Below are 18,926 nucleotides of genomic sequence, written 5' to 3'. Positions count from 1 at the left end.
CGAGACCGCAGTTAGGCGCTCGGCGCGCTGTCGTCAACGGGGAAGCGTCTGGCAAGGTCGGTGATGATTGCCACATCAGTTGCATCACGTGGCCCCTCGTGGCGCGGACGGAAACGCAGGCGAAGTGTCTTCAGAAGAAGTTCAGGGTCATCCGTCGCCGTATAGCCAAAGCGCCGCATCAACGCGCCAAAATCATTGTCGGATATCTCCGCTTCATCGCGGCTATCTGGCCAAACCGCATGGCCTTCCAGTGCCAGCCTGCGCCAGTCAAAGCGCACCCCCGGGTCGATCTTCCGCCCTGGTGCCATATCTGAATGCCCGATCACGCGTTCAGGCGGGATCTGCCAGCGGCTGCGAATATCGCTCAACAGCTCGGTTAATGAATCCATCTGTGCAGCAGTGAAAGGCGCAAAACCCGAATTAGCCAACTCGATCCCAATGGAGCGGCTGTTGACGTCAGTGACTTGGCCCCACGCTCCGGCACCAGCGTGCCACGCGCGTTGTTCTTCCGGCACCAGTGACAGCACGTCACCGCCCTCCGAAATCAAATAATGCGCCGAGACTTCGTTTTCCGGGTTACAAAGCGTTTTTGCTGCCGCCTCAGCTGATTGCATCGCCGTGTAGTGGATCACCAAAAGATCCGGCGTGGCTCCGCCGCGTCTTGGCCCACAGTTGGGCGAGGGGTGCGTGATCAGTCTCAGTTGCGGAAGGCTGCGATAAAGGGTGCGGGATCCCAACCACAGGCGAACCCATCACCATCCGGGTCAAGACCGCGGCGGTCACGCTCCGGACCGCCCCGCGCGAGGAAATCGCGCTGTGCCTCGTCGTCGGTTGGATATTCTGCGCAGTTGCGCTGGAAGCGCGAGTCGCTCGATAACAACGACCGGCTATACCACTCTTGGCCTTTCGCATTTGGCGCGTTGAGAGCGTATTCGACAATGTTCGGCCCGACGTTTGATGGTCGGTCAGGGACTGCCGTTGGCGCTACCTGTTCGCGCAAAGCAGCTTGGGCCGCGCGGCGCTCTGCATCGCTTTCAATCGTTTCCCGCTCTGAGACTGCCTCAAAGCTCTGTTCATCAGACAGCCCACTGGACCCGGCGAGTTGAGGCGCAGGGTTGCTTGGGCTGGCGTTTAGCCCCTGACTGCGTAGCGGGTCAGATCCGACATTCTGGGCGCCAGAGACGATCGGGGCAGCAGGCGCAACGCTTGTCTGACCGATGCCCGCTGCGGCAAGCTCCCCGCTCGTGACAGCCTGCTGTTGCGGTGACTGCGCAATCACAATCGGACCACTGCCGGGAATGGAGTTGACCTGTGCTTGCGGAATAAAAGTTCCCGGAGGCGACGAAAGCTGTGCTTCGCGGATGGCGCGCTCTGTGGGATCGTCAAAACCGATCCCCCGTTCGTTTGGAGGAACGACCGTCTGCGCGCACGCAGTCGCGCCGAGAATAGCAATGGCCAGGATGGAACTGCGTTTCATTTTTTGCACCAACGATACCGCCTCAGATTTTGGCGTAGATTACCACCACTTGCTGGGCTTGGCTACAAAGCCCGCGGCCTGCTCAAGAGCATAGGCTGTATTCAGCAAGTCCGCTTCTTCCCATGGTCGGCCAATCAACTGCAAACCAAGTGGCAAGCCTTGTTTATCCAGACCTGCCGGGACCGAAATTCCCGGCAATCCGGCGAGGTTCACAGTGACCGTGAACACATCATTGAGATACATCTGGATCGGATCGGCATCGGCCATCTCACCCAACCCGAAGGCGGCCGATGGCGTTGCGGGCGTCAGGATCGCATCCACCCCGTCGGCAAAGACCTCATCAAAGTCACGTTTGATCAAGGCACGCACCTTGCGGGCGCGGTTGTAATACGCATCGTAGAAACCCGCAGACAGAACATAGGTCCCAACCATCACGCGGCGCTGGACCTCTGCTCCGAACCCTTCGGCGCGGGTTTTTTCATACATCTCGGTGATGCCGTCGCCCTGAGCCAGCTGTGCACGGTGTCCAAAGCGCACACCATCATAGCGGGCAAGGTTGGATGAGGCTTCAGCCGGCGCAATCACGTAGTAAGCTGGCAGCGCGTACTTCGTGTGCGGCAGGCTGATGTCAACGATCTTGGCACCTGCATCCTTCAGCATGGTTGTGCCGTCCGCCCAGAGCTTTTCAATCTCTTCAGGCATCCCGTCCATGCGGTACTCTTTCGGAATACCGATGGTCTTGCCCTTGATATCGCCCGTCAAAGCAGCTTCGAAATCGGGTACAGGCAAATCGGCGCTGGTGCTGTCTTTAGGATCGTGGCCGCACATCGCCTGCAACATGATCGCGGCATCGCGCACGTCTTTGGTCATTGGACCGGCCTGATCAAGCGACGAGGCAAAGGCCACGATGCCCCAACGGGACACACGCCCATAGGTCGGCTTCAGACCCGTGATACCGACGAACGCCGCAGGCTGACGAATTGAACCGCCGGTGTCGGTGCCTGTCGCGGCAAGGCAGAGATCGGCCGCAACCGCGGAGGCAGAACCACCAGAGGAACCACCGGGTGTCAGCGCGGTGTCATCGTTGCCACGCCGCCACGGGTTGACTGCGTTGCCGTAGACAGAAGTTTCGTTGGACGATCCCATGGCGAACTCGTCCATGTTGAGCTTGCCCAGCATGACCGCTCCGGCATCGAAAAGCTGGCTGGTCACGGTGGATTCGTATTCCGGCTTGAAGCCATCCAGAATACCGCTGGCGGCCTGAGATGGCACACCCTTGGTGCAGAACAAATCCTTGATCCCAAGCGGGATACCGCACATCGCGGGCGCGTCGCCTGCCTTAATGCGCGCATCAGAGGCCTTTGCCTGTTTGGTCGCAATGTCGGGCGTGTTGTGCACGAAAGCGCCCAGCGCGTCGGCACCCTCAATTGCGGAGAGACAGGCGGAAGTGATCTCGGCGCTGGTGGTCTCACCTTTGCGCATGGCGTCGCGGGCCTGTGCGATGGTCAGTTTGGTCAGATCAGACATTATTCAACCACCTTCGGCACTGCAAAAAAGCCCTCGCGGGCGTCGGGAGCATTCTTGAGGACGGCCTCTTGCTGGCTGCCATCTGTGACCACGTCCTCGCGGCGCTTAAGGCGCTGCGGGGTGACAGACGTCATCGGCTCCACGCCTTCAACATCGACCTCGCTCAGTTGCTCGATAAAGCCGAGGATCGCGTTGAATTCGGATGCCAATGCAGGCAATGCGTCGTCTTCCACCTTGATGCGGGCCAGTTTGGCCACCCGGCGGGCGGTTTCTGTGTCGATCGACATGGGTGTCTCTCCGGTAAAACTCCGCAACGCGTTTAGCGCCCTGCGGCACCAGTCGCAAGCATATGGCGGATGTAAACATGGATCATCCAACCCAACATGATCCCATTGAGGACATGCCACATAAAATGTGTGCCGATTGGGAAGACGTCGCACAGAATTTGATCAAGAGAACGGATCACGATCGAGAGGCTGAGCAACCCCGCACCAAACAGGAAGCCCTGCGCGATTCCGGGTCGTTTGCGCAAGAAGGCGGCGTAGAGCACCAGCAGGATCGGCACGGTCCAATAGAAGTTCGATATCGCAATGAACGGGATGCGGTTCAGCACTGGCACCACGATTGCCGCGTACGGGATGAACAATGCTGTCGCAAAAACAGCCAGCCATCCGCCCATCGGCACCATGTCACGGTTTACGACAAAAAGATAAGTCAGGATGAAAATGCCAATCGGGAGCACATCCGCCATCATCGCCCAGTTCGTCGCATGGGTGTGAAACAGGAAACTGCCCACACCGATGACGAAAAGAATGCCAGACAATGCCCGCGCCATCGGCAATCCCGCGCTGCGCCGCCAGAAGATTATAGCTGCAATGATAAAGGCCAGATTGGTCGTCGCGTTCAAAGGCTCAGACCAATAAGTAAAGTCCGTCCGCTCGCAATAAAGATCTACTTGCTCAAACCAATTCATTTGCGCCCCCGTGGTTCTGGCTTATCCTCACCATGAAATGAGGGAGGACGCTATGAAAATCACTTGGTTAGGTCATTCAGGGTTTCGGATCGAGATTGAGGATGTTGTTTTGCTCATTGATCCTTGGATGTCGGGTAACCCTTCGTTTCCCGAAACCATGCGGGACAAGGTTCTGGAAGGCGCAACCCATCTTCTGATTTCCCATGGTCATGGTGATCATGCAGCTGATGCGCTGACGATTGCAAAAAACCAGGGGATTCCGATTCTCTGCATCTTTGAACTGGCCGAGATTTGGGGCGGCATGTCCGGCATCGAATGCATTGGCTTCGGTAAGGGCGGCACCGTCGCCACCGGCAATGCGTCAGTGTCGATGGTCAATGCCTCCCATTCGTCCAGTCTTGACGGCAATGGCACGATCAAGGCGGCAGGCTCAGAAGCGGGTTTCATGGTCACGGGCGAAGGGCACCGGATCTATTTCACGGGTGACACAGACATCATGGCCGATATGGACTGGATGGGAGACTTCTATAATCCCGATATTGGCATCCTGTGTTGCGGCGGTCATTTTACGATGGGCATGGAAGGCGCTGCCTATGCAGCAAAACGCTACTTCGACTTCAAAACCGTGATCCCGTGCCACTACAGGACATTCCCGGTCCTGGCACAATCGGCCCAACCGTTAGTCGATGCTTTGCCAGATGTAGATGTAAAGGTGCCCGACGTGATGGAGACAATTACCATCTGAAAACGGGCCGCTTCACCGCTTTTGTGCAAAGAAATCTTTCAGCAACGCCTCTGACGCTGCCGCATCAAGACCGTCATAGACCTCTGGCGCATGGTGGCATTGGGGATGGTTGAAGACCCTCGGCCCTTGTGCGACGCCGCCTGATTTCGGGTCGGCCGCCCCATAATAGAGCCGCGCAATCCTGGCATTGCTGATCGCCGCTGCACACATCGGACACGGCTCAAGCGTGACATAGAGATCGCATCCCGTAAGCCTCTCTTGATCTAACGCCGCACAGGCGGACCGGATTGCCAGAATTTCGGCATGAGCCGTCGGGTCATTGAACTCACGCGTGCGGTTGCCTGCCTGTGCGATGACACCCTCAGGTCCGACAATGACTGCACCCACGGGCACTTCGCCGCGCGCTGCGGCGGCGTGTGCCTCGTCCATGGCGATATGCATATAGCTACGAAATTCCATGGCTTTCTCATGCCCGCCCGCGCGTCACATCGCAAGGCCGTTGCAAGGAACCGCGCCCCTGCTTATGGGTGAGACATGAGCAATGACACCCCTACCGGCGACCGCATCGCCAAAGTTCTCTCGCGCGCAGGCGTCGCCAGCCGTCGCGAAGCCGAGCGGATGATTGAGGCGGGCCGAGTTTCCGTCAATGGCAAGGTTATCACCTCGCCCGCATTGAATGTCACCAGTGCCGACAAAATCGTCGTGGACGGCAAACAAGTAGGTGAACCTGATCCACCGCGCCTTTGGCTTTACCACAAGCCTGCTGGTCTTGTGACGACAGAGCGGGACGAGAAGGACCGCGACACCGTCTTTGCCAGCCTGCCTGAGGATATGCCCCGCGTCATGTCGGTGGGTCGTCTCGACCTGAATTCAGAGGGTTTGCTGCTCTTGACCAATGACGGTGAGATCAAGCGCAAGCTGGAACTACCAAGCACCGGCTGGCTGCGCCGTTATAGGGTGCGGATCAACGGGGCTGTCAGCGAAGAAAAACTCGATGTTCTCCGTAATGGGATCGAAGTCGAAGGCATCAAATATCAACCCATGACAGTCACATTCGACCGCCAACAAGGCGCGAACGCTTGGCTGACAGTAGCTTTGCGCGAAGGCAAGAACCGTGAAATCCGCCGCGCGATGCAAGCCATCGGCGTGACTGTGAACAGGCTGATCCGCGTCAGCTACGGCCCTTTCCAGCTTGGTGACCTCAAGGCTGGCCAGGTCGAGGAATTGCGCGGCCGCGTTGTCAGGGATCAACTTGGCCTCACCGACAAACCCACCCCGCAGCGCAAGCGCAAACCCGCCAACAAAGGCGCAAGGGGGAAACGTCGCGCAGATTGACCCCTTGTTCAGGCTGATCTTGCGTGCATTCTATTGATCGGGGGCAGGCTTGGTTCTGTTTTGGTGGTCAAAAAAGGTGTGCTGCACCCAAAAATCAGTCAGTCGGCTTGTCCAGTCTCTCGAAAATGGAGGCGGACTGCTTATCTGAGAGTGAACGAGGATTTGGGAAGACCGAATGATCCGCTTGGTTCTTTTTGCAGCATTCGTTGCCATCGTCACATTTACGGTGGCTGCAATACTGCGAAGCGAACGCGAGATGGCGCAAACAGGTCAAGGGAGTGAAAACCGCATGATATCGCCGCGATTTAGCCGGATAACCTATATCCTCCTTCTGATCCTGCTCTTTGGTGTCACATCAGGCCTGCTGGGTGCTGCTTGATGGCTCAGCGATATGGTGGAAAATATAGCCCCGACAACGCAGCGCATGCGCCGCAGCCAAAAGCGCCGCGCAAATCGCGCGGAAAACCTGCCGGTGCACGGGCCCGTCCGCTCTACCTGCCTGGACTGATTTTGGTGGTCACGTCACTTGGCGGCGGTCCTGTCACGCTGGTGACAGCGCTGGTTGGCGGTGCGGTTCTGACACTCGCGGCCTGGCTCTTGCAAGAGGGCTTGGAAGCCGAAGCGGCCTACAACGAGCGCAAAGTGGCGCGCCGCCCGGCCGTGCCGCGCAAGATGTTGGCCTCGGCCCTCACCGGGATCGGCGTTTCAATCGCAGCTTACGCTGGCGATAGCGGGATTGTGGGGTCGGCCCTTTATGGCATTGCCGCGCTCGCACTGCATGTCGTCACTTTCGGTATCGACCCCCTGACCAACAAGCGTATGGAAGGCGTTGACACGTTTCAGCAGGACCGTGTTGCACGCGTTGTCGACGAAGCCGAAGCGCATCTTGGCGCAATGTCACGACAGGTCGAGACTTTGGGCGACAGGCGCCTTAACGCCCGCGTCGATAGCTTTCAGGCCATCGCCCGCCGTATGATCCGCACTGTCGAGGAAGACCCACGCGACCTGACCGGGGCACGCAAGTATCTGGGCGTTTACCTCATGGGTGCGCGTGACGCGACAGTCAAATTTGTCGATCTATACCGGCGCAACAAGGACGCAGAGGCGCGCGCCGCTTATGAGGCGCTTCTGGACGATCTGGAAAAGAACTTTGCTGCCCGCACCGAGAGGATGATGCTCGATGATCGCAGCGACATGGATATTGAAATCAACGTTTTACGTGACCGCCTGAAACGCGAGGGTGTGCACCTGTCCAACAGAGAGGAAAAATAAAGATGTCAGAGACTGTCCGCCAGCAGGCTGAGGCCACTCTTGCCGAAGTCGAGAAGGTCACCGCTGTTGTTTTGCCTGAGCCAAAAGGTGAGTTGATCACAATCGAACAGGCAGATCCGCCAACCACCGCCGAGATCGAGAAACGCATGGCCGAAATTGACATGGCCGATACCAATTCGATCGTATCATTTGGCTCATCGGCCCAAGCCGAGTTGCAGCAAATCAGCCAATCCATGCTGGCAGGTGTGCGCAACAAGGATGTCGGACCGGCAGGTGACTCTCTGCGCAATATCGTCTCGACGATCCGCGGGTTTTCGATCTCTGAGTTGGATGTACGGCGCAAGCAAAGCTGGTGGGAACGGCTGCTGGGGCGTGCAGCACCGATGGCCAAATTCGTTGCCCGCTTCGAAGAAGTCCAAGGACAGATCGACAAGATCACTGATGATCTTTTGCGCCACGAGCATGTGCTGCTGAAGGATATCGAGAGCCTCGACATGCTTTATGATAAAACCCTCGCCTTCTATGACGAGTTGGGCCTCTACATCGCAGCCGGAGAGGCCAAGATTGCAGACCTCGATGCCACCACAATCCCAGCCAAAGAGGCGGAGGTGCAGGCGGCTCCTGAGGAACAGGCCGTGATGAAAGCACAGGAACTGCGTGACCTTCGCGCAGCCCGCGATGATCTTGAGCGACGGGTCCATGACCTCAAACTGACCCGGCAGGTGACGATGCAGTCTCTACCGTCCATCCGACTCGTTCAGGAAAACGACAAGTCGCTGGTGACCAAGATTAACTCAACCCTCGTAAATACCGTGCCGCTTTGGGAAACCCAATTGGCGCAAGCCGTCACGATCCAGCGTTCCTCTGAGGCGGCCGAAGCTGTCAGGGATGCAAACGATCTGACCAATGAACTGCTCAAGGCGAATGCTGAAAACTTGCGTCAGGCGAACAAGACGATCCGCGAAGAAATGGAACGCGGTGTCTTCGATATCAATGCGGTGAAAGAGGCAAATGCCAACCTGATCGCAACGATCAACGAAAGCCTTGAGATCGCCGACGAAGGCAAGCGCAAGCGTGCGGAAGCGGAAATCGAGCTGCAAAAGATGGAAGCCGAGCTCAAAGAAACGCTTGCCTCTGCCAAAGCACGCAAGACCGGCTTGGGCGATACCGTCGGCACGTCAACCGGTCGCTAGATTGCGCGCGCGCCGCATCATAACCATCATCGGGAGCCTCGCCATGACGGCGGGGCTGATGGGGTGCGACGCCATTTTGCAAAATCAGACATCTGAGACACCCGTTGCCGCACCGCAACCACCCGCTGAGCCGCCTGTTGTGACAACGCCCAGCGCCGAAAGTCTTGCACTTGCGGCGTACTACGAACGCTTGCAGCAGGATCTTCTGGCGCAAGGCCTCTTGCGTGGTGATGGCGGGGGGCCAGACACGCCTTTCACGGACACCCAACTGGCCCGAAACTTCGTCCGGATCGCGCTGTTCAATGAATACCGCGACGACAGCGACTTTCAGCGACCGCAGACCACGATCTCCAATCTGCGCCGCTGGGATGGGCCCATTCGTATGTCGGTCGAATTCGGCGATCTCGTGACAGAAGAACAGCGGGCCCGCGACTTGAGCAGCGTTGCAAACTATGCCTCTCGTCTGTCGCGATTGACCGGTGTCCCGATCAGCCTGACCGATACAAATCCCAACTTCCGCGTTCTCTTCCTGCACGAAGAGGAAAGACGTGGCTATGGCGCGCAACTCAGACGCCTGATCCCCAGCATATCCGAGGCGACAGTACGCACCTTTGAGAATCTGCCGCGCGAGCAGCTTTGTGTTGTGATCGGCACATTCGTTGCAGGCCAGTCGCGCTATTCCAAGGCTGTGGCGCTGATCAGGGCCGAACATCCCAGCCTGATGCGGACCGCCTGTATTCACGAAGAATTGGCACAAGGTATGGGACTTGCCAACGACAGCCCCGCCGCGCGCCCCTCCATCTTTAACGATGATGAGGAATTTGCGCGGCTCACCACACACGACGAGCTTCTGCTCAGGATGCTTTACGATGCGCGTCTGCAAACCGGTATGAGTGCTGCGACGGCTGCGCCAATTGCGCGGCAACTCGCACGTGAATACCTGGCAGGAGGCGCAAGTTAGCACCTGATGAGACACGATACCTCGCGCATATTTACCAACGGAGGCCACAGCGAATGGGCATTTTCGATTTTTTAAGCGGTCAATTTATCGACGTCATCCATTGGACCGATGACACGCGGGACACGATGGTCTGGCGATTTGAGCGGCAGGGGCACGAGATCAAATACGGCGCCAAGCTGACGGTCCGCGAAGGTCAGGCGGCCGTCTTCGTGCATGAGGGTCAGTTGGCGGATGTATTTACCCCGGGTCTCTATATGCTTGAGACAAATAACATGCCGATCATGACAACCTTGCAGCACTGGGATCACGGCTTCCGCAGCCCGTTCAAATCGGAAATCTACTTCGTCAACACAACGCGCTTTTCAAACCTCAAGTGGGGAACGAAAAACCCGATTATGGTGCGCGATCCCGAATTTGGACCGACACGCCTGCGCGCATTCGGCACCTATACAGTGAAGGTGGCTGATGCCGCCGTTTTCATGCGCGAGATCGTCGGCACAGACGGCGAATTCACGATGGACGAGGTCAGCTACCAGATCCGCAACATCATCGTGCAGGAATTCAGCCGCGTCATCGCCGCTTCTGGCATTCCTGTTCTCGATATGGCTGCGAATACGGCAGACCTCGGCAAGCTGATCGCCAGCGCCATTGATCCAACGATGAAGCAATACGGCCTGACGATCCCTGAGCTCTATATTGAGAACATAAGCCTTCCTCGAGCAGTCGAAGAGGCGTTGGACAAACGGACTTCGATGGGTCTTGCAGGCGATCTGGGTAAGTTCACGCAATATTCCGCAGCAGAAGCGATGACGAAAGCCGCGGACAACCCTGCAGGGGGCGGCATGGCCGCGGGCCTTGGCGCAGGGATGGGCATGGCGATGGCTGGCCAGATGATGAACCAGGGGCCGTGGGGCACTGCGCCTGCACATGCTGCCCCGCCCCCGCCTCCACCACCGGTCGAGCACGTCTGGCATATTGCGAAGGATGGGAATGTGACGGGCCCTTATTCAAAGGCGGCCTTGGGGCGTATGGTGACAGAAGGTGCACTGACCCGCGAAAGCATGGTCTGGACCCAAGGTCAGGACGGCTGGATGAAGGCAGAAGATGTGATGGAGTTGGCGCAGCTCTTCACGGTCATGCCGCCGCCTCCGCCACCGGCTTGATCCTGGGATCTCGCGCGCCAGTTCACCTCTTATGACCCAACGACGTCTCACAATTCTTTTGCACTGGTCAATTTTGATGCTCATCCTGATGATGGTGAAAGGCGGCACGTCAGCCCCCGTTCTCCGATGGGCATTCGTGATCGGCGGCAGTGTCTGGATTGCGATGGCAGCCATCAAAGGGATGATGTGCAAGCCGGGACCAAAGTTACAAGGCACCCTGAGGGCGGTGTACCCGTGGGCACACCGCGGCATGTATGCTGTCCTCGGGATTACGGTTGCTTTGAACGCATTGGCGTTGATGGGCGTCCTGCCGCATGATACCGGCTGGACCGCACTGTTGGTTTTGCTCGCGTTGGGCGCACTGCACGGGCTGTTCCATTTCTGGCGCCACAACGTGCTCTTTGATGGCGCATTACGCGTGATGATGCCACGTTTTATGCATAAGATCCTCTAGACATGAGTGACACCGCCATAACACCCGAAGACCACCGCTTTCCCTGCGATAACTGCGGATCAGATTTGAGGTTTGATCCCGGCGACGAGCGACTGATTTGTGACCATTGCGGAAACACTGAGCCTATCGCGCAGAGCGGCCCGTGGCAGGGCAGCATCCGCGAGTTGGATTTCCAGCAGGCTGTCAGCAATCAGCTCTCATCTGAAGATATCGAAGAAACACGGGTCAACAATTGCCCGAACTGCGGCGCGCAAACTGAATTTGACCCGGATGTTCACGCCGCCGAATGCCCGTTTTGTGCAACGCCTGTCGTGACCAATACCGGCGCGCACAGGCATATCAAACCACGCGGGCTTTTGCCGTTCGAGTTGGACGAATCCGCGGCACGAGACGCCATGACCGATTGGCTCGGCTCGTTGTGGTTTGCCCCGAATGGTTTGACGGAATACGCCCGTAAGGGCCGCGAGATGAATGGCATTTATGTCCCCTACTGGACGTTTGATGCCGATACCCGCAGCCAGTACACAGGCCAACGCGGCACCCACTATTACGAAAACCGCACCGTGATACGTGATGGTAAACGGCAAACCGTGCGGGTGCGAAAGACACGCTGGCGGAACGTCTCGGGTCGTGTTGCGCGCTTTTTTGACGATGTTCTCGTTCTCGCGTCAAAATCCCTCCCGAAGAAATATACCGATGCGCTGGAGCCGTGGGACCTCTCTGCACTGGAACCCTATAAGCCGGCCTATCTCGCCGGTTTCCGCGCCGAGGGGTATCAGGTTGAACTGGTTGACGGATTTACCGAAGCGCGCGCCTTCATGGACCGGATGATCCGCCGTGATGTAAAGTATGACATCGGCGGCGATGACCAACGGATCAGTCGGGTCGAAACACAGGTCAGTGACGTCACATTCAAACACATCCTGCTGCCGGTCTGGCTGGCCGCCTACAAGTATCGCGGACAGACCTACCGCTTTGTCGTCAACGGCCGCACCGGTCGGGTACAAGGCGAACGCCCCTACTCTGCCTGGAAGATCGCCTTTGCGGTTATTGCCGGACTTATCGTTGCACTTGGCGTAGGATTTGTTATCGCTAACACCCAGTAACATGCGAAAGGTGTCGTGATGATCCTATGTGCTGGCGAAGCCCTGATCGATATGCTCCCCCGACAGACTAAGGCAGGCGAGGATGCCTTTGCGCCCCACGCGGGGGGTGCTGTGTTCAATACGGCTGTGGCACTTGGCCGGCTTGGGACGCCAGTGCAGTTCTTCTCCGGCCTCTCGTCTGATCTTTTTGGCGACGTGTTGCGGGATCAGTTGGCGGCGTCCAACGTCGATAGCAGCCCCGCCGCGGTCTCTGACCGCCCGACGACACTGGCATTTGTGACACTGACCGACGGTCACGCCTCGTACGCCTTTTACGATGAGAACACCGCCGGTCGCATGATCACTGTTTCCGATCTACCACACGTGACCGCAGGTGCGGTCTTTGTGGGTGGCATCTCATTGGCGGTCGAACCTTGCGCGGACGCTTATGAGGCACTTGCCGCGAAAGCGGCCACGACCGCCGTGGTGATGATGGACCCGAATGTGCGTCCTAGCTTCATCAAGAACGCTGACGCCTATCGGGAGAGGATCACGCGCATGATGGGGTATGCTGAGATTGTGAAGATGTCGGACGAAGACCTTGCGTGGTTCTATCCTGATGACGACACCGAAACAGCCGCGCGCCGGGTGGTTGCAAACGGCGTCAAATTGCTTTGCATCACCGAAGGGTCGAAGGGTGTCACGGGTTACTCTTCTCAGCATGAGGTCTTCGTTGCTGCCGAGAAGGCAGAGGTCGTCGATACGGTGGGTGCTGGCGATACTTTCAATGCCGGATTGCTGGCCAGCCTGCATAGCGCTGGTGCGTTGAGCAAAGACACGGTTGCTTCCCTCGATGAAGAGACCATCCACGCCGCCCTTTCCATGGGCGCCAAGACCGCTGCCATCACCGTCAGCCGCGCAGGTGCAAACCCGCCTTGGGCACACGAGTTATGAGAGCGCTCATCCAGCGGGTCTCCGGCGCATCGGTCGCTGTCGATGGCGCAATCATCGGAGAGATCGACCACGGCATGTTGATCCTGATTTGCGCCATGGAAGGAGATGACGACGCCAAGGGCGCGGCCCTTGCTGCCAAGATCAGCAAGCTACGCATATTCAAAGATGCAGATGGGAAAATGAACCGCTCGCTCCTCGACGTCGGCGGTCAAGCCCTGATCGTCAGTCAGTTCACACTTGCCGCTGATACCTCGCGCGGGAACCGGCCAGGATTTTCAGCTGCAGCAAAACCTGATGAGGGCAAGGCGCTCTACGAAAGCTTTGTTTCGGATTTGGGGGCGTTGGGCATCACCACAGCAACCGGAGAGTTCGGAGCAGACATGTCCGTCAGTCTCGTAAATGACGGGCCAGTGACGATCTGGATGGACGTCTAAGACCCGTCAGCACTCTTTCCCGACGACAAGCACCCAGTATGGTCCGCGCGGTCCCTGACTGATGCCGACGCCGAATTCCTCAATCCGTGGATGCAGCATGTTACGGCGGTGTCCCGGTGAGTTCATCCACCCGTCAATAATTTGCTCCGGCCGTGGATAGCCCCACGCGATGTTTTCGGCGACAATGCACGCCTTGTAGCCGACCGTTCTGACCCGCGCGCTGGAGTCGCTGCCGTCACTGCCGCGATGGTCGAAAAACCCATGGTTCACCATGTCACATGCGTGGCGCATCGCGGCACGGCTAAGGACCCGGCTGAACGTCAACGGTGCTTCGCCATTGGCACGACGGCTGGCGTTCAGACCTGCGGCAATCTCTGTTGCCATCGCGTTGATGTTTGTCGGAGTTGCGCAATTTGCCATGGCAGACGTTCCTGCCGACAGGCCGAGAAGCAAGACAAAAGCAGACAGCAAAACTTTCATGTGGTCCCCCGGCTAGGCTTCGTTGCTTCCAGAGCTTGACCAAACATCGGGGCAAGGCTGTGGCACCGATGGGACCACAGCTGGGCATTTAGCTGCTGAGACGTCTCAAATTCTTGCCGATCAGGCTGAAAGCGAAAATCCCTGCTGCCACGCAAATGATGGCAGGGCCGACCGCAACGTCCAAAATCACAGCCAAACGCAATCCTGCAACCGCCGACAGCGCACCAATCGCCATCGACAGGAACGCCATCCGCTCCGGCGTCGAGGCAAAATTGCGGGCAGATGCGGCGGGAATGATCAACAAGGCGGTGATCAGCAAAGCACCAACAACTTTGATGGCAACCGCAACAACAGCGGCCAGCAGGAGTGTCAGGACCAACTGCTCTCGTCTGGGATTGATACCGGCTGCATGGGCGAGGTCAGGGCTCAAGGTGGCAGTCAAAAGCGCGGACCAGTGCCACCACAGGGTTGCGATGACAATGGCACCACCGCCCCAGATGACGGCAAGGTCCATCCGGTTCACCGCAAGCACATCGCCAAAAAGATAGGCGTCGAGATCGACGCGCTGGCCGGGGATCAGTGTGACAGCGACCAAACCAAGTGCCAGCGCCCCGTGCGAGAGCACCCCAAGCATCGTATCAACCGCAGCCCCCTGACCGCTCAACCCGTGGATCAGGATGCCCATAGCGAATGCGACAACAGCCACGCCCAGCGTGATCGAAGACCCGAATAGCAACGCCAGCGCGACGCCCAGAACCGCTGCATGGGCTGTGGCATCTCCGAAATAGGCCATACGCCGCCAGACAACGAAGCACCCCAGAAGACCTGCGGCTAACGCCGTGCCGACGCCTGCGAGCGCCGCACGAACCAGAAAATCATCCAGCATTATTCGGCTGCCTCATGGTGGTGGTGATCGTGATCATGGTCATGCCCGTGATCGTGGTCGTGTCTGTAAAGGGCCAGCGCACCACCGGTCCCTGTGCCGAACAACTCGCGATATGCCGGCGCGGCAGAGACCACCTCCGGTGTGCCTTCACAACAAATGTGGCCATTCAGACAAATCACCCGGTCAGAGGCACTCATCACGACATGCAATTCGTGGCTGACCATAAGAACGGCACACCCAAGATCACGACGAACCGCATCAATTTGACGATAGAAAGAAGCAGATCCCGGTTGGTCGAGACCTTGCGTCGCCTCATCAAGCATCAAAATATCTGGTCGCGACAGGATTGCCCGCGCCAGCAGCACCCGCTGGAACTGCCCACCCGAGAGCGCCGACATCTGTCTTTCTGCGACGCCTGCCACGCCTGCTGTGATCAACGCCTGATCGGCATCAGTCTTGCTGACAGCAAGTGGAAGATTGAGAAAACGCCTGACTGTAATCGGCAAAGTCGGGTCGATATGCAGCCTTTGTGGAACGTAACCGATTTTCAACCCCGCCTTTTGGCGAACCGTACCCTTTTGTGCCTTCAGCGCACCGATGAGCACCCGCAAGAGTGTCGACTTGCCAGAGCCGTTCGGGCCAACGATCGTGACGATTTCACCCTGCTCCAGGGAAAGGCTGACATTCTGCAAAACTGGCGCAGCCCCATGACCGAAGGTGATATTGCGCGCATCAATCAGGCTCATGTGCGGGCCTCCGGTTGGCATGCGGGGCACAGGCCCTCCGCTTCAACGACTGTCCGTTCGACGACGAATCCACTGGCAGCGGCAGGCTGTGCAAGTGCTGCACTGACCTGCGCCTCGGCCACCTTCCCGCAGGCACGGCATATCATGAACGCCGGATCGTGTTCCGACCCCGGACGTGCACAGGCGACAAACGCGTTCAGCTTTTCGATCCGATGCACAAACCCCTGTTCCACAAGGAACGAAAGCGCACGATAGGCTACGGGTGGCTTTGATCCCAACCCTTCGGCATCCAAACGTGCCAGCACATCATAAGCGCCCATCGCCGCATGGCTTTCCAGCAGGATCTCGAGCACGCGCCTGCGCACAGGGGTGAGCTGCACCTTGCGCGCAGCACTGGCAGCCTCGGCCTCAGCCAAAGCCGCCCTCACGCAAGACCCATGATCATGGCTTGCGAAACCAAGTGTATCGTGAGGCATCCCTTGCCCTTGTGATGTTATAACATACACTTTATAGCATCCGCGATTTTCAAGAACAAGGACTGCCAGATGATTCGTTTTGCCCTGCCTGTTTGCCTTCTTCCACTCCCCGCGCTTGCCGACGTGCCACGCGTCATGACGGATATCGCCCCGATCCACAGTCTGACAGCACAAGTCATGGGCGATCTGGGGACACCGGATGTGCTGCTGCCGCCGGGTGCCGACCCTCACGATTTCGCGCTGCGCCCCAGTGATGCGCAAGCGCTCGGTGACGCGGATATTGTATTCTGGGTTGGCGAGGGACTGACACCTTGGCTCGCTGAACCGCTGGAGACATTGGCTGGCAGTGCAGCGCATATCAGCCTGCTTGAGACTGAAGGCTGGACACAGCTCGATATTCGCGAGGCGGGAGACCATGGGCATGGGCATGGCGACCACGGCCATGATGACCACGATCACGATCATGACGCGCACCAAAATGATGATGGTCACAACCATGATCACGGGCACAATGACCACGGGCACGACGACCACGCACATGATGACCATGGGCATGATGACGACAAGCATGATCACGGACATGGCCACGCCCATGATCACGGTGATTTCGATCCGCACGCATGGACCGATCCACAGGTTGCACAGATTTGGCTTGCCGCAATTGCAGCAGAGCTGAGCGCAGCCGACCCTGAAAACGCCGCAACATACGCAGAAAACGCAAAGGCGGCTGTCGCCGGCCTCGCTGCCTTGGATGCAGAGATCGCGGCAAGCATGGAAGGCCTGTCTGACCGCGCCTACGTCCTGCCGCACGACGGCTATCAGTATTTCGAGGTGCGCTACGGTCTGACCGCTCAGGCCTCTATCAGTGGGAGCGACGCCCGCACACCAGGGCCTGCGCAGATCGCTGAAATCCGCGAAGAGCTATCCGAAAGCAACGTCGTCTGCGTCTTTAGCGATGCTGAAATCGGTGACCGTTGGGCCAATCTGATCATCGAAGGGACCGAGGTCCGTACCGCTCAGATTGACGCCGTCGGCGTCGGGCTCGACGCGGGTCCCGATCTATACAGTGACATGATGATGCGCTTGGCAAACCAGTTCGTCACATGCCTTAGCGGTGATAAGTAACCTCTAGAAATCAGTCGGTGCGCCGCCCTCTTCCTTGCGGCGCGCGACGAAGGCTTCGAGTTCCTCGCGGATGTCCTCGTCCATCGGCGGGGCTTCGAAATTTGAGATAATCTCTTTGAAGATACGGTGCGCCCGCTCGGCGGTCCAGACCGACCCTGCAGCCTCCCAAGCCTCGAAGTTGCGCCAATCGGAAACGAAAGGCTGATAGAACGCCTCTTCGTAGCGGTCCTGCGTATGCTGGATGCCGAAGAAATGCCCATTCGGCCCGACTTCCTCAATAGCATCAACGGCAATGGCATCGGGTGAGGTGTCGATGACAGACGGCTCCATATAGCGCTGGATCATCTGGATAACCTCGCAATCCATGATGAATTTCTCGGGGCTTGCGATCAGCCCGCCCTCAAGCCAGCCAGCCGCGTGATAGACGACATTCGTCCCTGACTGTACCGCTGACCAAAGCGAGTTCGACGTTTCCCACATCGCCTGCCCGTCAGGCACGTTCGCCGCACAAACGCCAGAGGCGCGCATGGGCAAGCCATAGAAACGCGCCATCTGCCCAGTGATCTGTGTCGCGCGCATGTATTCCGGCGTGCCAAAGGCGGGGGCGCCAGACTTCATATCGACGTTGCTGGTGAAGGTCCCTATGACGCAAGGTGAGCCAGGGCGGACGTACTGGAACAGTGCAATTGCACTCAGCGCCTCGGCAATCGAAAGCGTGACGGCTCCTGCCATGGTCACGGGCGCCATTGCGCCTGCCAAAGTAAATGGCGTCACGATCACCGCCTGCCCGCGCCGCACACAGCGCAAGCACCCGTCAATCATGGGAATGTCGTGCTTGAGTGGCGAGGTGGAGTTGATGTTGGTGTACATATGCGGCTCGGCGGAGAATTCCTCTTCGCTAAGACCACCAGCGATCTTGACCATCTCCATCACATCTTCGACCCGCTCTTTGCCAAGAGAGTAAGCATGGGCAACTTTGTCGGTCAGGGTCATTTTGTCGTAAACAACATCGAGGTGCCGGACCGAGGCGTGGACGTCCACCGGTTCCACCGGATAGCCACCAGCAAAGTGGATACAGTTGAAATACTGTGTCAATCGCAGCAGGTTTGCGCATTGCTCGCGGCTTCCGGAAACCTTCTTGCCGATCTCCAGATCGAAGTAATTCGGCGGGGAAGAGACATTGCCGAACAGGATATGATTGCCGCCAATCGTGATTTTGCGGTCGGGATTCCGCGGGGTGATATCAAATTGCGCAGGCGCGTGGCCAAGCATCTCCATCACCCAGTCGCGCCCCATACGGACATTGGTGCCGTTGACGGTGCAACCAGCCTCTTTGAAAAGCTCCAGCGCCTCTTCGTTCAGGAATTCGATCCCGATGTCTTCAAGGATACGCATGGCGCCATCATGGATCGCCGCCACGCCTTCTTCGTTCAAGGGTTCGGTCGGGCGATCGGTGTTGACGGGGATACGCCATGGCATCTGTTCGATTGTCGCCGTGCCGCGCCGGTTCGCGGCCCCCGCCCGTCCGCCGCCACGTCTGCGTGTTTTTATGCCTGCATCCGTCATCATGAAGCCTTTCGACAGTCTCACTCATCACAGTTGCAGAGGTCATGACCGGCGGATGACGGAAAACCGACATA

The 18,926-nt window shown here is 58.1% G+C and carries 23 protein-coding genes; 12 read left to right on the top strand and 11 right to left on the bottom strand.

The genetic code is table 11. From position 1 onward, the window contains the following. Positions 1 to 11 precede the first annotated feature (11 nt). From BM316_RS02685 to BM316_RS02665, 5 genes are read right to left on the bottom strand one after another with little or no spacing between them, the layout of a single operon-like run. Positions 12 to 737, bottom strand: a complete 726-nt coding sequence (locus BM316_RS02685) for an N-acetylmuramoyl-L-alanine amidase (protein ID WP_511256464.1) — start codon at positions 735 to 737, stop codon at positions 12 to 14. Next, positions 698 to 1,477 carry a hypothetical protein gene (locus BM316_RS02680; RefSeq protein WP_090203654.1) on the bottom strand — a complete coding sequence of 260 codons (780 nt, stop codon included), beginning with the start codon at positions 1,475 to 1,477 and terminating at the stop codon, positions 698 to 700. Before BM316_RS02680 ends, BM316_RS02685 begins: the two co-directional genes overlap by 40 nt. Positions 1,478 to 1,516: 39 nt before the next feature. Then, positions 1,517 to 3,004 carry an Asp-tRNA(Asn)/Glu-tRNA(Gln) amidotransferase subunit GatA gene (gene gatA, locus BM316_RS02675; protein ID WP_090203652.1) on the bottom strand — a complete coding sequence of 496 codons (1,488 nt, stop codon included), beginning with the start codon at positions 3,002 to 3,004 and terminating at the stop codon, positions 1,517 to 1,519. Further along, the gene (gatC, locus tag BM316_RS02670; RefSeq protein ID WP_090203649.1) at positions 3,004 to 3,291 is read right to left on the bottom strand and encodes an Asp-tRNA(Asn)/Glu-tRNA(Gln) amidotransferase subunit GatC; all 288 of its coding nucleotides are present in this window, start codon (positions 3,289 to 3,291) and stop codon (positions 3,004 to 3,006) included. The genes gatA and gatC overlap by 1 nt, the downstream gene beginning before the upstream one ends. Before the next feature lie 32 nt (positions 3,292 to 3,323). Beyond that, positions 3,324 to 3,977, bottom strand: a complete 654-nt coding sequence (locus BM316_RS02665; protein WP_090203646.1) for a ceramidase domain-containing protein — start codon at positions 3,975 to 3,977, stop codon at positions 3,324 to 3,326. Positions 3,978 to 4,029: 52 nt separating this feature from the next. On the opposite strand from BM316_RS02665, the gene BM316_RS02660 reads away from it, so the two are divergent. Then, complete coding sequence (locus BM316_RS02660; protein WP_090203644.1) at positions 4,030 to 4,722, top strand: metal-dependent hydrolase; 693 nt, start codon at positions 4,030 to 4,032, stop codon at positions 4,720 to 4,722. A gap of 12 nt (positions 4,723 to 4,734) precedes the next feature. Here the strand turns inward: BM316_RS02660 and BM316_RS02655 are convergent, their stop codons facing one another. Continuing rightward, the gene (locus BM316_RS02655) at positions 4,735 to 5,181 is read right to left on the bottom strand and encodes a nucleoside deaminase (protein WP_090203642.1); all 447 of its coding nucleotides are present in this window, start codon (positions 5,179 to 5,181) and stop codon (positions 4,735 to 4,737) included. A 75-nt stretch (positions 5,182 to 5,256) separates the two neighbouring features. Here BM316_RS02655 and BM316_RS02650 point away from each other — a divergent pair, with 75 nt between their 5' ends. From BM316_RS02650 to dtd, 10 genes are all read left to right on the top strand, one after another. Beyond that, entirely contained in the window at positions 5,257 to 6,057 is an 801-nt protein-coding gene (locus BM316_RS02650) for a pseudouridine synthase (RefSeq protein ID WP_090203640.1), read from the top strand. Between the two features lie 175 nt (positions 6,058 to 6,232). Beyond that, positions 6,233 to 6,436, top strand: coding sequence for a hypothetical protein (locus BM316_RS02645; protein WP_090203637.1), 204 nt, complete (start codon positions 6,233 to 6,235; stop codon positions 6,434 to 6,436). Beyond that, complete coding sequence (locus tag BM316_RS02640) at positions 6,436 to 7,329, top strand: 5-bromo-4-chloroindolyl phosphate hydrolysis family protein (RefSeq protein ID WP_090203634.1); 894 nt, start codon at positions 6,436 to 6,438, stop codon at positions 7,327 to 7,329. Before BM316_RS02645 ends, BM316_RS02640 begins: the two co-directional genes overlap by 1 nt. A gap of 2 nt (positions 7,330 to 7,331) precedes the next feature. After that, positions 7,332 to 8,522 (top strand): toxic anion resistance protein, encoded by a 1,191-nt coding sequence (locus tag BM316_RS02635; RefSeq protein WP_090203631.1) that lies wholly within the window; start codon positions 7,332 to 7,334, stop codon positions 8,520 to 8,522. Positions 8,523 to 8,565: 43 nt separating this feature from the next. Beyond that, positions 8,566 to 9,483, top strand: coding sequence for a DUF2927 domain-containing protein (locus BM316_RS02630; protein WP_090207412.1), 918 nt, complete (start codon positions 8,566 to 8,568; stop codon positions 9,481 to 9,483). 53 nt (positions 9,484 to 9,536) lie between these two features. Next, complete coding sequence (locus BM316_RS02625; RefSeq protein WP_090203628.1) at positions 9,537 to 10,646, top strand: SPFH domain-containing protein; 1,110 nt, start codon at positions 9,537 to 9,539, stop codon at positions 10,644 to 10,646. Positions 10,647 to 10,677: 31 nt separating this feature from the next. After that, positions 10,678 to 11,100, top strand: coding sequence for a hypothetical protein (locus BM316_RS02620; RefSeq protein ID WP_090203626.1), 423 nt, complete (start codon positions 10,678 to 10,680; stop codon positions 11,098 to 11,100). A gap of 2 nt (positions 11,101 to 11,102) precedes the next feature. Then, on the top strand, positions 11,103 to 12,206 hold the full coding sequence (locus BM316_RS02615) for a TFIIB-type zinc finger domain-containing protein (RefSeq protein WP_090203623.1): 1,104 nt from the start codon (positions 11,103 to 11,105) through the stop codon (positions 12,204 to 12,206). Positions 12,207 to 12,224: 18 nt separating this feature from the next. Beyond that, a complete protein-coding gene (locus tag BM316_RS02610; protein ID WP_090203621.1) occupies positions 12,225 to 13,139 on the top strand; it encodes a carbohydrate kinase family protein in 915 nt (304 codons plus the stop codon). Continuing rightward, complete coding sequence (gene dtd / locus BM316_RS02605) at positions 13,136 to 13,573, top strand: D-aminoacyl-tRNA deacylase (protein ID WP_090203618.1); 438 nt, start codon at positions 13,136 to 13,138, stop codon at positions 13,571 to 13,573. Before BM316_RS02610 ends, dtd begins: the two co-directional genes overlap by 4 nt. Before the next feature lie 6 nt (positions 13,574 to 13,579). Here dtd and BM316_RS02600 read toward each other — a convergent pair whose 3' ends face one another. The 4 genes from BM316_RS02600 to BM316_RS02585 form a co-directional block, all read right to left on the bottom strand. After that, positions 13,580 to 14,053, bottom strand: coding sequence for a CAP domain-containing protein (locus tag BM316_RS02600; protein WP_090203615.1), 474 nt, complete (start codon positions 14,051 to 14,053; stop codon positions 13,580 to 13,582). A gap of 88 nt (positions 14,054 to 14,141) precedes the next feature. Beyond that, on the bottom strand, positions 14,142 to 14,939 hold the full coding sequence (locus tag BM316_RS02595; protein ID WP_090203612.1) for a metal ABC transporter permease: 798 nt from the start codon (positions 14,937 to 14,939) through the stop codon (positions 14,142 to 14,144). Beyond that, positions 14,939 to 15,685: an ATP-binding cassette domain-containing protein gene (locus tag BM316_RS02590; RefSeq protein ID WP_090203610.1), complete on the bottom strand. Its 747-nt coding sequence runs from the start codon at positions 15,683 to 15,685 to the stop codon at positions 14,939 to 14,941. The genes BM316_RS02595 and BM316_RS02590 overlap by 1 nt, the downstream gene beginning before the upstream one ends. Continuing rightward, positions 15,682 to 16,161: a Fur family transcriptional regulator gene (locus tag BM316_RS02585; protein ID WP_090203606.1), complete on the bottom strand. Its 480-nt coding sequence runs from the start codon at positions 16,159 to 16,161 to the stop codon at positions 15,682 to 15,684. Before BM316_RS02585 ends, BM316_RS02590 begins: the two co-directional genes overlap by 4 nt. A gap of 69 nt (positions 16,162 to 16,230) precedes the next feature. Here BM316_RS02585 and BM316_RS02580 point away from each other — a divergent pair, with 69 nt between their 5' ends. Then, positions 16,231 to 17,286, top strand: a complete 1,056-nt coding sequence (locus BM316_RS02580; protein ID WP_090203603.1) for a zinc ABC transporter substrate-binding protein — start codon at positions 16,231 to 16,233, stop codon at positions 17,284 to 17,286. Between the two features lie 3 nt (positions 17,287 to 17,289). Here BM316_RS02580 and BM316_RS02575 read toward each other — a convergent pair whose 3' ends face one another. Further along, entirely contained in the window at positions 17,290 to 18,852 is a 1,563-nt protein-coding gene (locus BM316_RS02575) for a trimethylamine methyltransferase family protein (RefSeq protein ID WP_207493653.1), read from the bottom strand. Positions 18,853 to 18,926 lie beyond the last annotated feature (74 nt).

Origin of the sequence: Yoonia litorea, assembly GCF_900114675.1 — a bacterium.
Taxonomy (GTDB): Bacteria; Pseudomonadota; Alphaproteobacteria; order Rhodobacterales; family Rhodobacteraceae; genus Yoonia; species Yoonia litorea.
Note: the sequence above shows the minus strand (reverse complement) of the source record. Positions and strands in the feature narration are given on the sequence as shown.

Excerpts from the sequence above, each read along its gene's own strand:
- BM316_RS02680 (WP_090203654.1), bottom strand. The coding sequence starts at position 1,477 with ATGAAACGCAGTTCCATCCTGGCCATTGCTATTCTCGGCGCGACTGCG.
- gatA (WP_090203652.1), bottom strand. The coding sequence starts at position 3,004 with ATGTCTGATCTGACCAAACTGACCATCGCACAGGCCCGCGACGCCATG.
- gatC (WP_090203649.1), bottom strand. The coding sequence starts at position 3,291 with ATGTCGATCGACACAGAAACCGCCCGCCGGGTGGCCAAACTGGCCCGC.
- BM316_RS02665 (WP_090203646.1), bottom strand. The coding sequence starts at position 3,977 with ATGAATTGGTTTGAGCAAGTAGATCTTTATTGCGAGCGGACGGACTTT.
- BM316_RS02660 (WP_090203644.1), top strand. The coding sequence starts at position 4,030 with ATGAAAATCACTTGGTTAGGTCATTCAGGGTTTCGGATCGAGATTGAG.
- BM316_RS02655 (WP_090203642.1), bottom strand. The coding sequence starts at position 5,181 with ATGGAATTTCGTAGCTATATGCATATCGCCATGGACGAGGCACACGCC.
- BM316_RS02650 (WP_090203640.1), top strand. The coding sequence starts at position 5,257 with ATGAGCAATGACACCCCTACCGGCGACCGCATCGCCAAAGTTCTCTCG.
- BM316_RS02645 (WP_090203637.1), top strand. The coding sequence starts at position 6,233 with ATGATCCGCTTGGTTCTTTTTGCAGCATTCGTTGCCATCGTCACATTT.
- BM316_RS02640 (WP_090203634.1), top strand. The coding sequence starts at position 6,436 with ATGGCTCAGCGATATGGTGGAAAATATAGCCCCGACAACGCAGCGCAT.
- BM316_RS02635 (WP_090203631.1), top strand. The coding sequence starts at position 7,332 with ATGTCAGAGACTGTCCGCCAGCAGGCTGAGGCCACTCTTGCCGAAGTC.
- BM316_RS02630 (WP_090207412.1), top strand. The coding sequence starts at position 8,566 with ATGACGGCGGGGCTGATGGGGTGCGACGCCATTTTGCAAAATCAGACA.
- BM316_RS02625 (WP_090203628.1), top strand. The coding sequence starts at position 9,537 with ATGGGCATTTTCGATTTTTTAAGCGGTCAATTTATCGACGTCATCCAT.
- BM316_RS02620 (WP_090203626.1), top strand. The coding sequence starts at position 10,678 with ATGACCCAACGACGTCTCACAATTCTTTTGCACTGGTCAATTTTGATG.
- BM316_RS02615 (WP_090203623.1), top strand. The coding sequence starts at position 11,103 with ATGAGTGACACCGCCATAACACCCGAAGACCACCGCTTTCCCTGCGAT.
- BM316_RS02610 (WP_090203621.1), top strand. The coding sequence starts at position 12,225 with ATGATCCTATGTGCTGGCGAAGCCCTGATCGATATGCTCCCCCGACAG.
- dtd (WP_090203618.1), top strand. The coding sequence starts at position 13,136 with ATGAGAGCGCTCATCCAGCGGGTCTCCGGCGCATCGGTCGCTGTCGAT.
- BM316_RS02600 (WP_090203615.1), bottom strand. The coding sequence starts at position 14,053 with ATGAAAGTTTTGCTGTCTGCTTTTGTCTTGCTTCTCGGCCTGTCGGCA.
- BM316_RS02595 (WP_090203612.1), bottom strand. The coding sequence starts at position 14,939 with ATGCTGGATGATTTTCTGGTTCGTGCGGCGCTCGCAGGCGTCGGCACG.
- BM316_RS02590 (WP_090203610.1), bottom strand. The coding sequence starts at position 15,685 with ATGAGCCTGATTGATGCGCGCAATATCACCTTCGGTCATGGGGCTGCG.
- BM316_RS02585 (WP_090203606.1), bottom strand. The coding sequence starts at position 16,161 with ATGCCTCACGATACACTTGGTTTCGCAAGCCATGATCATGGGTCTTGC.
- BM316_RS02580 (WP_090203603.1), top strand. The coding sequence starts at position 16,231 with ATGATTCGTTTTGCCCTGCCTGTTTGCCTTCTTCCACTCCCCGCGCTT.
- BM316_RS02575 (WP_207493653.1), bottom strand. The coding sequence starts at position 18,852 with ATGACGGATGCAGGCATAAAAACACGCAGACGTGGCGGCGGACGGGCG.